We start from the raw sequence: 14,665 nt of genomic DNA, 5'->3' as shown, positions 1-14,665 counted from the left end.
TCATCCACCACAAACAGGAGGTAATAATGAAATTTTATCTCCAGAGTTTAATTTTACATCTTTACTCGAAACTAAAGTATCATTTATAGCTACTGCACATGTTTGTAACCATGTTGCCACTTCATTATCTTTTTTTAATACTTCACTTAGTTGTGAAAGATTAGAAATGTCAAGATTCATTGATTCTTTATTTATTGGTCCTAGGAATTCAACTTTAACCACTTTAACCCCTTATTTATTGTTTTTTGATTATTATACCAAAAGAATTTTAAGTTAAAGGAATTACCTTTTCATGGTTTTCGCAAAAATAGATTTTATCAATTTATTACCCTTTCATGTATATATAAAAAAACATATTAGATCAACTCAAACAAAAGCAATAATTGAATATAAAAAATCATACCCATCTGCTATAAATAAAAAATTTAAAAAAAGAAAAGTTGATTCAGCTTTTATTTCATCAATTGCTTCAAGACATGAAAAAAAATTAAACTTAGGAATTGTTGCAAAAAAAGATGTATTATCAGTATTATTAATTCCAGGAAAAGACGAAAAAGATTTTCAAAGTGACACATCGAATGCACTTGCAAAAGTTTTAAACTTAAAAGGAAAAGTAATAATCGGAGATAAAGCACTAAAATTTTATCATCAAGATAAAGATAAAAAATTTATTGATTTAGCAGAAGAATGGAATAAAAAATACAATTTACCATTTGTTTTTGCAGTTTTGTGTTATTCATCACATAAAAAACAACTTGAAAAAATCACAAAAAACTTTAATAAAAACCATATAAAAATTCCAACATATATATTAAATCAATATTCTAAAAGAACAGGTATCTCAAATAAAAATATTTTGGAATATCTGAAAAAAATTGATTATAAAATTGGAATAAAAGAAAAAAGAAGTTTAAAACTTTTTTTAAAACTAACAAAATAAAGGGAAAGATGTATGACAATATTTGATACTATAATCTTAGGAATAATTGAAGGAATTACAGAATTTCTTCCAATTTCTTCAACAGGACACTTAATAGTAGCAAGTGAATTTTTAGGAATTGAGCAAACAAATATTAATAAAGCTTTTGAAGTAATTATTCAATTTGCAGCAATTCTAGCAGTAGTATTAAATTATCCATCAAAATTTACTTTTAAACACGTAGATTTGTGGACAAAAGTTATGATTGCATTTTTACCAATAGCTATAATTGGATTTATATTTTCAAAGCAAGTAAAAGCTATGTTCTCAATTGAAATAGTTGCATATATGTTTATAGTTGGGGGTATTATCTTTTTAATTGTAGAAAAATTCTACAAAGAAAATGAAACTCATACTTTAGATGTTGAAGATGTTACATATAAACAAGCTGCATGGATTGGGTTTGCTCAAATATTTGCATTAATTCCAGGAACTTCAAGAGCAGGTTCTAGTATTATTGGAGCTATGTTAGTGGGATTAAATAGAAAAGCAAGTGCTGAGTTTTCTTTTCTTTTAGCTTTTCCTGTTATGTGTGCTACAACTGCTTATGATTTATTAAAGCATTATAAAGAACTATTTACAGATGCAAATATAATGAACTTAGCAGTTGGTTTTGTTGTCTCTTTTCTTGTTGCATTTGTTGCAATAAAACTGTTTTTAAAATTTTTAGAAAATTTTACTTTTGTAGCTTTTGGTATCTATAGAATTTTATTTGGTGTTTTATTACTTGTTATTTTGAACTATAATATTACATATTAAAGAAACAGCATTTGAATTAATTGATGAAGCTAGATTTTTACTAATAGTATGAATATCACTATTTATTGCTTTAAAGAAATCTTCTTCATTCAAATCTTCTTCTCTTTGTAAAAAACATAAACCTCTATCTTTTAAATCTTTTGCATTATAAAACTGATGATCTCCTGCTGCATATTTGTAAGGAATAAAAAATGTTGGTAAACAATTAGCACAAAGTTCCCATAAAGTTGAAGCCCCAGCTCTGCTTACACAAAAATCCGCTTCTTGCATTTTTAAAGGAATTTCTTTAGAAAAATCAAAAACATCAGCTTTTATATTTAATTTTTCATATTCATCTTTTACTCTTAGAAAATCATTCTTTCCTGCTTGATGAATAATTTTAATATCCATTTCATTTAATTTAAAAGCTACTTTTAATGCAAAATCATTGATAGCTAAGGCTCCTTGAGAACCACCAAAAAATGCTATTGTTTTAACTTCTTCTCTAATTCTACCTAATTCAAAGAACTCTTGAGAAACAGGATAATCTTTAATTTTAGAACTTTTTAAAAAAGAAGAAAAAACTTCAGTAGCAAATTTTGAAGTAAGCTTATTTAAACTTCCCATTACAGAGTTTTGTTCATGAATATAAAGCTTACAATCCAGCTTTGCAATTGAAGCAAATGTAGCAGCTGCTGCTGAAAAACCACCAACAGAGATAACAGTTTTTACATTATATTTTGTAAATAAACCTAAGCAATAAGCAGTTTTAGAAAGAATATTAAATAATGATTTTACTTTTCCAAGTGCATTTTTATTTACTACACCTTTTGTATCTAGAAAATATGTTTTTTTAAACCTCTTATCATTCTCAAACCATTGTTTATCTTGACCATTTGAAGAGCCAATAAATATTACAGGTATACCTCTTTTATTAAATTCATCAACAAAAGCATCAGCAACTTTTAAATGTCCACCTGTACCTCCTCCAGTTACTACAACACTTCCTCTCATTTTATACCTTTTTCTCATTTATTTTTATATCTTCATCACTTACAACTCTACTTATGGATAAAACTAAACCAATAGCAATAGACATGGATAGCATAGAAGAACCACCATAAGAAAGAAGAGGTACTGCAATACCTTTAATTGGTATCATTCCTGATATTCCATAAGAATTGATTAAAAATGCGATTATTATCATTAAAGCAATTCCTAATGTAAAAAGATGATAAATAGGATTTTTAACACGTCTACTTATTCTAAATATTCTCCAAATTATAGAAAACATTATTCCAATAATACACATTAATCCAAGAAGTCCAACTTCTTCAGTAATACCTGCTAAAACAAAATCTGTATGAACTTCAGATAAAAATCCAACTTTAATATCGCCATTTGAAATACCTTGACCTAAAAAACTTCCATTATGCATTGCATTTAAAGAATGTGAAACCTGATAAGGTTCAGGTAGTTCATCAATTCTTAAATATGATTCAGCCCAAGAAGGTAGTACAGATAAAATACCATCTTGAACCATAGCCCACCAAGAATAAATTCTCTGAATTCTATGAGGAGCCGCAAGAATCAATCCAACTAAACCTAAAAGTGCTCCCGCTCCTAAAACTAGAAATATTTTAAAAGACCTATTTGCAAAAATTAAAAGAACAACTAATATTATTCCTAAAAGAACAACTTGACCTAAATCTTTTTGTAAAAAAGCCACAATAAATACAACAGCAAAAAATGTTAAAAAATATGGTGCTAAAAGTAATGACTCTTTTTTTAAGCCAATTTTTTTAGGTTGGTCCATAACTTTTCTATGAAAAGACCATGATAGAAAATATATAAAACCTATTTTGAAAAACTCTACAGGAGACAAAGAAAAACCAGGCATTCTTATCCATCTGTTTGCACCTCCTGATGCTGTTACCATTGAGGCTGGAAGAGCTGGCATTATTGCCATAAGAAAGAAAAATAGTAAAAATAAACTCATTCCCACTTTTCCTACTAATTTATCAGGATGAATTAATGAAAAAGACCACATTATAAGTATTGCAACAACAGCAACCATAGCTTGTCTAATAAAAAAATGAAATTGACTATATCCATAATATTCAACAGTATAAATACTTAAAGAATAGGAGAAAACAACGCTTAATGAAATTAATAAAGATACTAAAATAAGTAAAGGATAGTCAGCTTGTTGACAATTTAAATTATTTTTTAGTGCTTTAATCTTATTTTTGTTAGAATACATATCTTATTATATAATATTATGGATAAAGATGTCTTCAAACAAAATCGAAAAAATAAATAAAACAAAGAAAATAGCAATATTATTTATGATTATTTTCTTATTTTTGTTAATACTAATTATTTCAGTATTTAGAACAATAACTGAATATAGGCACATGCCGACTCTTCAGAGTGAAAAAAAAGAACTATCTGTGCGTGGTGATATTGTAAGTTCTGATAATTTCAAAATTGCATCTTCTAAGAAACTTTATAAGGCCTCAATTGATACTAGACATTTATCAGAAGATAAAAAAGAACTCTTTTTGCAACTATTTTCAATTTATAGCAAAATTCCATATAAAAAATTAAAGAAGAAACTACAAAAAGCTAAAAATAAACCTGGGAATTTAGTATTATCTTATAGTATTGATTCAAGAACAGCTAAAAACTTAAAAGAACTTGCATTTAAACTTAGACGTCTTGATGTTTTTATTTCAAGAAAAGTTAAAGGTGGAAAAATCTTAAGAGGTTTGAGTATTAGAGAAAGTGGAGAAAAAAGACTTTTCTCCTACGAAGAAACGCTAACTCCAGTAATTGGGTATATATCAAAATTTGAGAGTAAAGAAGGAACAACAAAAGTAAAAGGAATTAAAGGTTTAGAAAAAAGTTACAATAAAGTTTTAAATGAATCAAAAGATGGCATCTTACAAGGAAATAGAGATGTTCTTTCATATATTGCATTTGATAAAGACTCAGTAATTAGGAAAAGAATTGATGGAGCTACTCTAAACTTAAATATTCCACTTAAACTGCAAAAAAACAATGAATTAACACTTGATGTTCATAAAAAGAAACTAAGTGCAGATGAAATAATGGTATCAATAATGAATAGTAAAACAGGTGAAGTTTTAACACTTGCAAGTTCTAATAGATTTAACCCAGAGAAAATTAGACAAAAAGATATACCATCATTAAATGTAAATGCAATAGAATATCAATTTGAACCAGGTTCAATTGTCAAACCAATCTCGATATCACTTGTAATGGATAAAAATAGAATTAAAAAAAATGAACTCTTTTTTGCATATAATACAAAAGGTAAAGCAAATAGTAAAGGTGAATTTCCAAAAGGTAAATATAAATTAGGCCGATATACGATTGGTGATGATCATAGATTTAAAAAACACTACTTAACATTAAAAGATGTTGTAATTTACTCTTCTAATATTGGTACATTAAAGATTGCTCAAAGATTAACAGGTCCAGAGTTTTATGAAGGTTATAAAAGATTTGGTTTAGCTAGAAAAACAGGAATAGACTTGCCATATGAGAAAAAAGGAGTGATTCATAGTGTAAGACAATATTCAGCTGGAGATAGAGATAAAGAAGATAATATTTTTAAAGCTACAGATTCTTACGGACAAGGTATTACAGCAACATTTATGCAAATGATGAAAGCCTATACAGTTTTTAATAGCGAAGGATATATGTCTACACCAAAAATAGTTTCACACTTATTACATGACAATAGTAAGTATAAAGCTTATGACAACAAACCTGAAAAAGTGATTTCAAAAGAAACTGCTCTTAGAATGAAAAAACTATTAATACAAACTGTTGAAGAAGGAACAGGAAAAGCTGCAAAAATAGAAGGTCTTGAAATTGGTGGGAAAACTGGTACAGCACAAATTGCAAGAGGTGGGAAATATCTAAAAAAATATATTTCTTCATTTTTTGGTTTTGTTAGTGATGGCGAAAATTCTTATACCATAGGTGTTACAGTGATGAATCCAAATTCAACAGGTAAATATTGGTACTATAGATATGCTTCATCTTCAGCAGTACCAGTATTTAAAGAAATTGTACAAAATTTAATTAAATTAAACTATCTTACACCTAAAAACGATATAATTTCAAAAAATAAATAAAAGGTATATAATGTTCGGAAAAAAATTAAAAAAATATGATTATACAGCAGAAGAATTAGCAAAATTCCAATATGCAAAATTTACTACAAGTAAGGGAGTAATTTTAATTAAATTATTCAATGAAGAAACACCAAATACAGTTGCTAACTTTGCAACTTTAGCAAATGATGATTTTTATAATGGTCTTAACTTTCATAGAGTAATTGATGGATTTATGGCACAAGGTGGATGCCCAAATAAAACTGGTACTGGTGGACCAGATTGGGCAATTGAATGTGAAGTAGATAAAGAGAAACAAGTACATAATAAAGGTAGCTTATCTATGGCTCATGCAGGACCAAATACAGGTGGAAGTCAATTCTTTATTTGTTTTGTACCTTGTCCTCATTTAGATAGACATCATACAGTATTTGGTGAAATACAAGCAGATGATAGTGATAGTTTTTCTGTTTTAGACTCGATTGAGCAAAAAGATGAAATAATTTCAATTGAAATATTAGAATCAATATAAGTTTTAATATATATAAAAATAAAAAAGGTTAATCGAAAGGTTAGCCTTTTTTTATGTAAAATTTAAAAGAAAAAAACGAAGCAAAAAAGAGGCTAAAAAAAAAGCTTTCAGCTAAAAGAACAAAGTTCAAATAGCTAAAAGCTTGTAAATAAATACTCAAGAGCTGGCAGCGGCCTACGTTTCCACAAGGGGACCCTGCAGTATTATCAGCGATGAAGAGCTTGACTTCCAGGTTCGAAATGGAGCTGGGTATTTCCTCTTCTCTATAACCACCAGCAAAACTGAGTAATCAATATACCATTGCAAAAATGCTAGTATACTCATTACTCAACTTAATCTGTGAGTAAAGATATTAATAATGTTAAAGTCAACACATTTTATTTTTTATTCATACATACTGTACACTTAATAAGATAGTAAACCAAAGAATACTAAATTTGAATTATAAATAAGCCAAACGATCTATTAGTACTAGTCAGCTAAACGTCTTACAACGCTTACACATCTAGCCTATCAACCAGCTAGTCTTGCTGGGATCTTCAGGGAAAGTTAATCTTGGAGTTGGCTTCGTGCTTAGATGCTTTCAGCGCTTATCTCATCCGTACGTAGCTACCCAACGATGCTCTTGGCAGAACAATTGGTACACTAGTGGTACGTTCATCCCGGTCCTCTCGTACTAGGGACAAATCTCCTCAACTTTCCTACGCCCACGGAAGATAGGGACCGAACTGTCTCACGACGTTCTGAACCCAGCTCGCGTACCGCTTTAAATGGCGAACAGCCATACCCTTGGGACCTGCTTCAGCCCCAGGATGCGATGAGCCGACATCGAGGTGCCAAACCTCCCCGTCGATGTGAGCTCTTGGGGGAGATCAGCCTGTTATCCCCGGCGTACCTTTTATCCTTTGAGCGATGGCCCTTCCACACAGAACCACCGGATCACTATGACCGACTTTCGTCTCTGTTCGACTTGTATGTCTCACAGTCAAGCTAGTTTATGCCATTATACTCAACTGGCGATTTCCATCCGCCATGAACTAACCTTTGTAAGCCTCCGTTACTTTTTAGGAGGCGACCGCCCCAGTCAAACTACCCACCAGACATTGTCCTGAACGAGGATAACTCGTCCCAGTTAGTAACTCAAATATTCAAGGGTGGTATCTCAAGGATGGCTCCACTAGAATTGGCATCCTAGTTTCATAGCCTCCCACCTATCCTGCACATGAATATCCAAGCTACAGTGTCAAGCTGTAGTAAAGGTGCACGGGGTCTTTCCGTCTTTCCGCGGGTAGGAGGAATTTTCACCTCCACTACAATTTCACTGGATCCCTGGTTGAGACAGCTCCCATCTCGTTACGCCATTCATGCAGGTCGGTATTTAACCGACAAGGAATTTCGCTACCTTAGGACCGTTATAGTTACGGCCGCCGTTTACTCGGGCTTCAATCAAATGCTTCGATAAATCTAACATCATCAGTTAACCTTCGAGCACCGGGCAGGCGTCACACCTTATACATCCTCTTACGAGTTAGCAAAGTGCTGTGTTTTTGGTAAACAGTCGGGAGGGACTCTTTGTTGCAACCTCTCTAGCTTTCGGAAGTAAATTCCTATACCAAAGTAGGCACACCTTATACCGAAGATACGGTGCTAGTTTGCAGAGTTCCTTAACCAGGGTTCTTCCACGCGCCTTAGAATACTCATCCCACCCACCTGTGTCGGTTTACGGTACGGGCAACAAACAATATGCTTAGTGGCTTTTCTTGGCACGACAGTATCATCGATTCTCCATCTCCTCCGAAGAGTGTCAGGAGCCTGTAAGATCTCGGTCTCATGTAATCCGGATTTGCCTAAATTACGACCTACGTCCTTCGACCCACTATTCCATCAGTGAGCTCGATTAACTCTATGCGTCCCCACATCACGCTTGTTTGTTGGTATTGAAATATTAATCAATTTGCCATCGTCTACCCCTTTCGGACTCGACTTAGGACCCGACTAACCCTACGATGACGAGCATCGCGTAGGAAACCTTGGGTTTTCGGCGTTGAGGATTCTCACCTCAATTATCGCTACTCATGCCTGCATGCTCACTTCTATCCGCTCCAACGCTCCTTACCGGTACATCTTCAACGCTGAATAGAACGCTCTCCTACCACTCAATATAAAATATTGAATCTAAAGCTTCGGTGCATATCTTAGCCCCGTTATATTTTCCGCGCAGAATCACTAGACCAGTGAGCTGTTACGCTTTCTTTAAAGGATGGCTGCTTCTAAGCCAACCTCCTGGTTGTCACAGTAACTCCACATCGTTTTCCACTTAGATATGACTTTGGGACCTTAGCTGTTAGTCTGGGTTGTTCCCCTCTCGACATAGGATTTTATCACCCTACGCCTGACTCCTGCGATTACACATATAGTATTCATAGTTTGATAGGGTTTGGTACCGCGGTAAGCAGCCCTAGCCCATTCAGTGCTCTACCCCTATATGCTACTACGCAAGGCTATACCTAAATATATTTCGGAGAGAACCAGCTATCACGAAGTTTGATTGGCCTTTCACCCCTATCCACAAGTCATCCGAGCACTTTTCAACGCACACCGGTTCGGTCCTCCACTGGCTCTTACACCAGCTTCAACCTGCTCATGGATAGATCACTTCGTTTCGGGTCTGCAGCATCTGACTAAGTCGCCCTATTAAGACTCGCTTTCGCTACGGCTTCGCACTTGGCTTAACCTTGCCAGACACCACAACTCGCAGGCTCATTATGCAAAAGGCAGTCCGTCACCCTGATAAATCATAGGGCTCCGAATGATTGTAAGCTAATGGTTTCAGGTTCTATTTCACTCTCCTCGCTGGAGTACTTTTCACCTTTCCCTCACGGTACTTGTTCACTATCGATCTGTAAGTAGTATTTAGGATTAGAGGGTGGTCCCCCTAGATTCAGACAAAATATCACGTGTTCCGTCCTACTCAGGATACCAATAGAGCTATTGAACATTTCGATTACAGGAGTATCACCTTCTACGCTTAACCTTTCCAGGTTATTCATCTATATTCTCTAGTCTCACATCTTGGTCCTACAACCCCCTATGCAAGCATAGGGTTTGTCCTAATCCCATTTCGCTCGCCGCTACTTTGGGAATCTCTTTTGATTTCTCTTCCTCTGGTTACTGAGATGTTTCACTTCACCAGGTTTGCCCACTTTCGTGTAACTAATATCTCTATTAGCTGGGTTGTCCCATTCGGATATCTACGGATCAAAACTTCTTGACAGTTCCCCGTAGCTTTTCGCAGTCTAGTACGTCCTTCATCGCCTCTTACAGTCTAGGCATCCACCATTAGCCCTTAATAGCTTATAATAAACAGAATTTAATCTGTCGCATTTGATAATTATTCTTTGGCTACTATCTTATTAAACATACTTTAATGCATATTTCATAAAATAATAAATTGTGTTCTATCTAATTTCTTAGATAGTTTTTAAAATTGTTTATTAATCTTTACTAATAAATTAGTATTAATTAATGAAAAAATTAAAAGACTTTAACATTATATTTTTAAATATCATTTTGGTATAAAACCAAATATAAATACTTTTAATAAGTACTTATATTTAGTTTAGCAACTAAACTTTTATCAGTGTAATTTGGTTTATATGATGGTGGAGAATAGCGGGATCGAACCGCTGACCTCCTACGTGCAAGGCAGGCGCTCTCCCAGCTGAGCTAATTCCCCATCGTAGTATATTAATTATTAAGTTATAGATTATTTAAGAATGGTGGGCCTACCAGGACTTGAACCTGGGACCTCACGATTATCAGTCGAGCGCTCTAGCCAGCTGAGCTATAGGCCCCTATTACCTATTAAATAAATAATCTTTATAAACCGAACATAATACTCTTTATTGTTTTTCTTGACGAACTTAGAAACGAATCTAAGTTCATATCTCTGAAAGGAGGTGATCCAACCGCAGGTTCTCCTACGGTTACCTTGTTACGACTTCACCCCAGTTACTGAATCCACTGTGGAGGGTAGCTACTTTAGCATTCCCGCTTCGAATGAGTTCAATTCCCATGGTGTGACGGGCGGTGAGTACAAGACCCGGGAACGTATTCACCGTAGCATTGCTGATCTACGATTACTAGCGATTCCAACTTCAAGCAGTCGAGTTGCAGACTGCTATCCGAACTGGGAGATATTTTTGAGATTTGCTCCACCTCGCGGTATTGCTGCTCTTTGTATACCCCATTGTAGCACGTGTGTAGCCCTGGACGTAAGGGCCATGATGACTTGACGTCGTCCTCACCTTCCTCCTGGTTACCCAGGCAGTCTCATTAGAGTTCTCAGCCGAACTGTTAGCAACTAATGACGAGGGTTGCGCTCGTTGCGGGACTTAACCCAACATCTCACGACACGAGCTGACGACAGCCGTGCAGCACCTGTATGATAGTTCTAGCAAGCTAGCACTATTACATCTCTGTTATATTCTATCTATGTCAAGTCCAGGTAAGGTTCTTCGCGTATCGTCGAATTAAACCACATGCTCCACCGCTTGTGCGGGTCCCCGTCTATTCCTTTGAGTTTTAATCTTGCGACCGTACTCCCCAGGCGGCACACTTAATGTGTTAACTGCATTACTGCAAGGTCTAGCCTCACAACAACTAGTGTGCATCGTTTAGGGCGTGGACTACCAGGGTATCTAATCCTGTTTGCTCCCCACGCTTTCGAATCTCAGCGTCAATAATGTTCCAGTAGATCGCCTTCGCAATCGGTATTCCTTCTGATCTCTACGGATTTTACCCCTACACCAGAAATTCCATCTACCTCTCCCATATTCTAGATAGAAAGTTTCAAAAGCAGTTCAATAGTTGAGCTATTGGATTTCACTTCTGACTTTTCTATCCGCCTACATTCTCTTTACGCCCAGTGATTCCGAGTAACGCTTGCACCCTCCGTATTACCGCGGCTGCTGGCACGGAGTTAGCCGGTGCTTATTCATATAGTACCGTCATTATCTTCCTATATAAAAGGAGTTTACGCACCGAAATGTGTCATCCTCCACGCGGCGTTGCTGCATCAGACTTTCGTCCATTGTGCAATATTCCCCACTGCTGCCTCCCGTAGGAGTCTGGACCGTGTCTCAGTTCCAGTGTGACTGATCATCCTCTCAAACCAGTTAAGCGTCATTGTCTTGGTGAGCCATTACCTCACCAACTAACTGATACTGTACAGGCCGATCTTCAAGCTATAAATATTTCCCTTGCAGTCTTAAGACTTAAAGGCATATAGGGTATTAGCAATCGTTTCCAATTGTTATCCCCTTCTTGAAGGCACGTTACCTATATATTACTCACCCGTGCGCCACTTAGCTGACAATTAAAGCAAGCTTTAATCCGTTCTCGTTCGACTTGCATGTGTTAAGCACGCCGCCAGCGTTCACTCTGAGCCAGGATCAAACTCTCCATAAAGAAGTGCGATACAAAGTTGACTTAATGTCAAGTTTTATAAACGCGTCTAGTTTGATACTGACAAATTTGTATTGTTATACAAAATTATCACTCAAATTTATAGACAAGAATTAATTCTTGTTATAATTTTTTTATTTTTTTTAAATCTATTTCTTTTAGATTATATATTAGAGTATTATATTCAGTTTATAAAGATTACTTTACAAACTTCATTACATTGTTAAAGATCATCCGTTTATGTGTCGCTTGCGCTCTACTTAAATTGGACGGGAATTATAGAGAATTTTTTATGCTTTGTCAAGAGGTATAACTTAAATTCTGTTTAAATTTTTAGATTTGTGTTTTTTTGGGTTTTATTCTTTATAGATATATCCTGTTTTACTTTCTAGATTTATAGTTCTTTTTTGATCTAAATTATCTACTAATTCTATCTTACAGTTATTCATGATTTCATATGAATTTGAATCATTTGAGATATTACTTAGTTTTGAATATATTTTACCATCACTTGCAAAAGATAATTGTCCTAGAGAACTTGTTTCATTACATGAAACATTTACAGACTTGATATTAAAATTTTGTGTGATTAATACGTATTTACTATTTTTAATATTTTCTTTACAATGATTTGTACTATATATATTTTTTAAAGTAAGACTATCTTTTAAACTATCTTCAATACTTGGATGACCTGAATTGTTTTTATCACTATAAATTGAATAGTAAATTCCGCCTACACTTTCTCGACATCTAAAAAACTTCAAAGTCCATCTTTTTTTGTGCCAGAGATTATTGTTATTATCAAATTTGTCATTTATCATAGATTGGTATCTTGTTTGTTTTAAATACAATACAAGTCTATTTGCCAATTCATCTATATTACTAATTTTAGTTTTTGGTATAAAAGCTGTATATAAAAAGCCTAATAGAGAAATTATTAACACTAGTTCTAAAAGAGTAAAAGATTTTTTCATTTAATTTATTTAATATAAACTTTATAAAGATCTTTATTATAGTAACTTACAGTCATTTTTAATTTATATGAATCAAATTCATCTAAGCTAATATAATGTTTTGTCCCTTCATTTATTCCATAAAATTTCAATCTTAATAGTAATTGCTCATCATTACTAGAAATCATATCGATATTATTTCGTTTGAGTTCTTCTGCTAATTCTTTTATAAAATGGTATTTGTAAACAAAATGTTTTTTTGCATTTGGAAGCACTAAGTATAAAGGTTTATTTACAATTGTAAAAAATACATTTATAAAAAGCATAAATAGAACTAGCACCACGGCAATATTATGTTTTTTTCTAAATTCTTTCAATCTTACTCTATATGAATGGAAAAATATCTTTAACATAAAAGGTAGGGATATTACAACGTAAGGTGCAAAATCTTCAATATACACTCTTTGTCTAAAAGAAAATAAGAAAGATAAAATTAATGCAGTAGTAGAAATATACCATGTTAATGATTTTTCTTTTTCTTTAAAACCAATTCTATAAATACTATAAAAGAAGTATAAAAAAAGTAGTGGAGAAAAAATCGATGCATAAATTGCAAACGTGTCAAGAAAGAAACCTCTTGGTTTTCCTATTGTTGAAAAACCATAAATATACATTGATAAAGAAAAAAGAATTAATGAAATCCAAGGTAATAAACTTTTTTTATCTTTTAATGAATAAAAAAATAGTGCTAAAAATAATATAGCAAAAGAATTATCAATAAAGACAAATAAACACAAAAGAACATAGGAATGTTTATTTGTGATTTTATAATAATACAAATATAGTAAAGTAAGGAAAGTTACAATAATTGCACTATTTACTAATAAAGAAGCACTTAAAACTCCGGGTAAAAGCATAAAAATACAAATAGATATAAATCTATCACTTTCTTTATTAAAGTAATTTTCTGTAATTTTATACATCATTAAAACACTTAAAATATAAAAGAGTATAAAGGGTAGACGTAAGGCTATATCATTTTGCCCAAAAATATAAAGTGATGTATTTGTAACATAAGTTAATACTGAGTTATTTACAAATACATTTAAAGCTTCTTTGTATGAAATACTAAGAGTGTTAGAAACAAACAGCAGTACAAGCACTAATATTGATAGTAATAAATAAAAGTAGTAGTTGTATCTGTTTGTATTCATCATAATTTTAAAAAGTTATCTATCATTTCATATCCATGTTCACTCATAATTGATTCTGGATGAAATTGTACTCCATATATTTGTTTGTCTTTTATTTCTAATGACATGATTTCATCATCATCAAGACTCATTGATGTAGGAATTACAACATCCGGTAAATTATCTTTGTTCACTGTTAGTGAATGATACCTTGTTTCTATAAATTCATTTGGTAAATCTTTAAAAATAACAGTATCTTTTAAAACTTTTACTTTTGAAGTTTTTCCATGCATCATATTTTTTGCACGAATCACCTCAGCACCAAATACTTGTGCGATACTTTGATGACCTAAGCAAATTCCAAATATTGGTATTTTGTTAGAAAAATGTTTTATCACATCTAAGCAAACTCCAGCATCATTGGGTGTTGCTGGTCCAGGAGAGATTATAATCTTTTCTGGATTTAATTTTTCTATTTCTTCTATACTTAACTCATCATTTCTTATAACTTTTAAGTCTGCTCCTAATTCTAAGCAGTATTGAACAATATTGTATGTAAATGAATCGTAGTTATCAATCATTAAAATCATTTTATTTTATCCTTATTACGAGATTATATCTTATTTACTTTAGGTTTTACATAAAACTTTTGG

Annotated in this window: 10 protein-coding genes, 2 tRNA genes and 3 rRNA genes; 4 read left to right on the top strand and 11 right to left on the bottom strand. The window is 33.0% G+C overall.

Features of this window, described 5'->3' with window-relative positions; translation table 11 throughout:
• Nucleotides 1–222 (bottom strand): MoaD/ThiS family protein, encoded by a 222-nt coding sequence (locus D3Z07_RS12360; RefSeq protein ID WP_076088284.1) that lies wholly within the window; start codon nucleotides 220–222, stop codon nucleotides 1–3.
• A 70-nt stretch (nucleotides 223–292) separates the two neighbouring features.
• On the opposite strand from D3Z07_RS12360, the gene D3Z07_RS12355 reads away from it, so the two are divergent.
• On the top strand, nucleotides 293–940 hold the full coding sequence (locus D3Z07_RS12355; RefSeq protein WP_122894032.1) for an MqnA/MqnD/SBP family protein: 648 nt from the start codon (nucleotides 293–295) through the stop codon (nucleotides 938–940).
• Nucleotides 941–952: 12 nt separating this feature from the next.
• Complete coding sequence (locus tag D3Z07_RS12350; protein WP_076088288.1) at nucleotides 953–1,738, top strand: undecaprenyl-diphosphate phosphatase; 786 nt, start codon at nucleotides 953–955, stop codon at nucleotides 1,736–1,738.
• Here the strand turns inward: D3Z07_RS12350 and D3Z07_RS12345 are convergent.
• Together D3Z07_RS12345 and D3Z07_RS12340 are read right to left on the bottom strand one after the other, a co-directional pair.
• Nucleotides 1,703–2,731 (bottom strand): UDP-N-acetylglucosamine--N-acetylmuramyl-(pentapeptide) pyrophosphoryl-undecaprenol N-acetylglucosamine transferase, encoded by a 1,029-nt coding sequence (locus D3Z07_RS12345; protein ID WP_076088290.1) that lies wholly within the window; start codon nucleotides 2,729–2,731, stop codon nucleotides 1,703–1,705. The genes D3Z07_RS12350 and D3Z07_RS12345 overlap by 36 nt on opposite strands.
• A 1-nt stretch (nucleotide 2,732) precedes the next feature.
• Nucleotides 2,733–3,980 carry an FtsW/RodA/SpoVE family cell cycle protein gene (locus D3Z07_RS12340; protein ID WP_076088292.1) on the bottom strand — a complete coding sequence of 416 codons (1,248 nt, stop codon included), beginning with the start codon at nucleotides 3,978–3,980 and terminating at the stop codon, nucleotides 2,733–2,735.
• 28 nt (nucleotides 3,981–4,008) lie between these two features.
• Between D3Z07_RS12340 and D3Z07_RS12335 the strand changes: the two genes are divergently transcribed.
• Nucleotides 4,009–5,886 (top strand): peptidoglycan D,D-transpeptidase FtsI family protein, encoded by a 1,878-nt coding sequence (locus D3Z07_RS12335; protein WP_122894031.1) that lies wholly within the window; start codon nucleotides 4,009–4,011, stop codon nucleotides 5,884–5,886.
• A 10-nt stretch (nucleotides 5,887–5,896) separates the two neighbouring features.
• Nucleotides 5,897–6,397: a peptidylprolyl isomerase gene (locus D3Z07_RS12330; RefSeq protein WP_076088296.1), complete on the top strand. Its 501-nt coding sequence runs from the start codon at nucleotides 5,897–5,899 to the stop codon at nucleotides 6,395–6,397.
• Nucleotides 6,398–6,558: 161 nt separating this feature from the next.
• Here D3Z07_RS12330 and rrf read toward each other — a convergent pair.
• From rrf to D3Z07_RS12290, 8 genes are all read right to left on the bottom strand, one after another.
• A 5S ribosomal RNA gene (gene rrf, locus D3Z07_RS12325) occupies nucleotides 6,559–6,674 on the bottom strand.
• 167 nt (nucleotides 6,675–6,841) lie between these two features.
• Nucleotides 6,842–9,757 (bottom strand): 23S ribosomal RNA (locus D3Z07_RS12320).
• Between the two features lie 300 nt (nucleotides 9,758–10,057).
• Nucleotides 10,058–10,133 (bottom strand) — tRNA-Ala (locus D3Z07_RS12315).
• Between the two features lie 41 nt (nucleotides 10,134–10,174).
• Nucleotides 10,175–10,251: transfer RNA gene (locus tag D3Z07_RS12310), tRNA-Ile, on the bottom strand.
• A 98-nt stretch (nucleotides 10,252–10,349) separates the two neighbouring features.
• Nucleotides 10,350–11,866: ribosomal RNA gene (locus D3Z07_RS12305) — 16S ribosomal RNA — on the bottom strand.
• Together the 16S, 23S and 5S rRNA genes with 2 tRNA genes alongside form the textbook arrangement of a ribosomal RNA operon.
• Before the next feature lie 353 nt (nucleotides 11,867–12,219).
• A complete protein-coding gene (locus D3Z07_RS12300; RefSeq protein ID WP_076088298.1) occupies nucleotides 12,220–12,840 on the bottom strand; it encodes a type II secretion system protein in 621 nt (206 codons plus the stop codon).
• Nucleotides 12,841–12,845: 5 nt separating this feature from the next.
• Nucleotides 12,846–14,036, bottom strand: coding sequence for a glycosyltransferase family 39 protein (locus tag D3Z07_RS12295; RefSeq protein WP_122894030.1), 1,191 nt, complete (start codon nucleotides 14,034–14,036; stop codon nucleotides 12,846–12,848).
• Nucleotides 14,033–14,602 (bottom strand): anthranilate synthase component II, encoded by a 570-nt coding sequence (locus D3Z07_RS12290; RefSeq protein WP_122894029.1) that lies wholly within the window; start codon nucleotides 14,600–14,602, stop codon nucleotides 14,033–14,035. The genes D3Z07_RS12295 and D3Z07_RS12290 overlap by 4 nt, the downstream gene beginning before the upstream one ends.
• Nucleotides 14,603–14,665 lie beyond the last annotated feature (63 nt).

It is taken from the genome of Arcobacter peruensis, assembly GCF_003711085.1.
In the GTDB taxonomy this organism is placed as follows: Bacteria; Campylobacterota; Campylobacteria; order Campylobacterales; family Arcobacteraceae; genus Poseidonibacter; species Poseidonibacter parvus.
This window is presented reverse-complemented; position numbering and strand designations above follow the sequence as displayed.

Coding starts and splice junctions, on each gene's coding strand:
- D3Z07_RS12345 (WP_076088290.1), bottom strand. CDS start 2,731: ATGAGAGGAAGTGTTGTAGTAACTGGAGGAGGTACAGGTGGACATTTA.
- D3Z07_RS12350 (WP_076088288.1), top strand. CDS start 953: ATGACAATATTTGATACTATAATCTTAGGAATAATTGAAGGAATTACA.
- D3Z07_RS12290 (WP_122894029.1), bottom strand. CDS start 14,602: ATGATTTTAATGATTGATAACTACGATTCATTTACATACAATATTGTT.
- D3Z07_RS12355 (WP_122894032.1), top strand. CDS start 293: ATGGTTTTCGCAAAAATAGATTTTATCAATTTATTACCCTTTCATGTA.
- D3Z07_RS12300 (WP_076088298.1), bottom strand. CDS start 12,840: ATGAAAAAATCTTTTACTCTTTTAGAACTAGTGTTAATAATTTCTCTA.
- D3Z07_RS12335 (WP_122894031.1), top strand. CDS start 4,009: ATGTCTTCAAACAAAATCGAAAAAATAAATAAAACAAAGAAAATAGCA.
- D3Z07_RS12330 (WP_076088296.1), top strand. CDS start 5,897: ATGTTCGGAAAAAAATTAAAAAAATATGATTATACAGCAGAAGAATTA.
- D3Z07_RS12340 (WP_076088292.1), bottom strand. CDS start 3,980: ATGTATTCTAACAAAAATAAGATTAAAGCACTAAAAAATAATTTAAAT.
- D3Z07_RS12295 (WP_122894030.1), bottom strand. CDS start 14,036: ATGATGAATACAAACAGATACAACTACTACTTTTATTTATTACTATCA.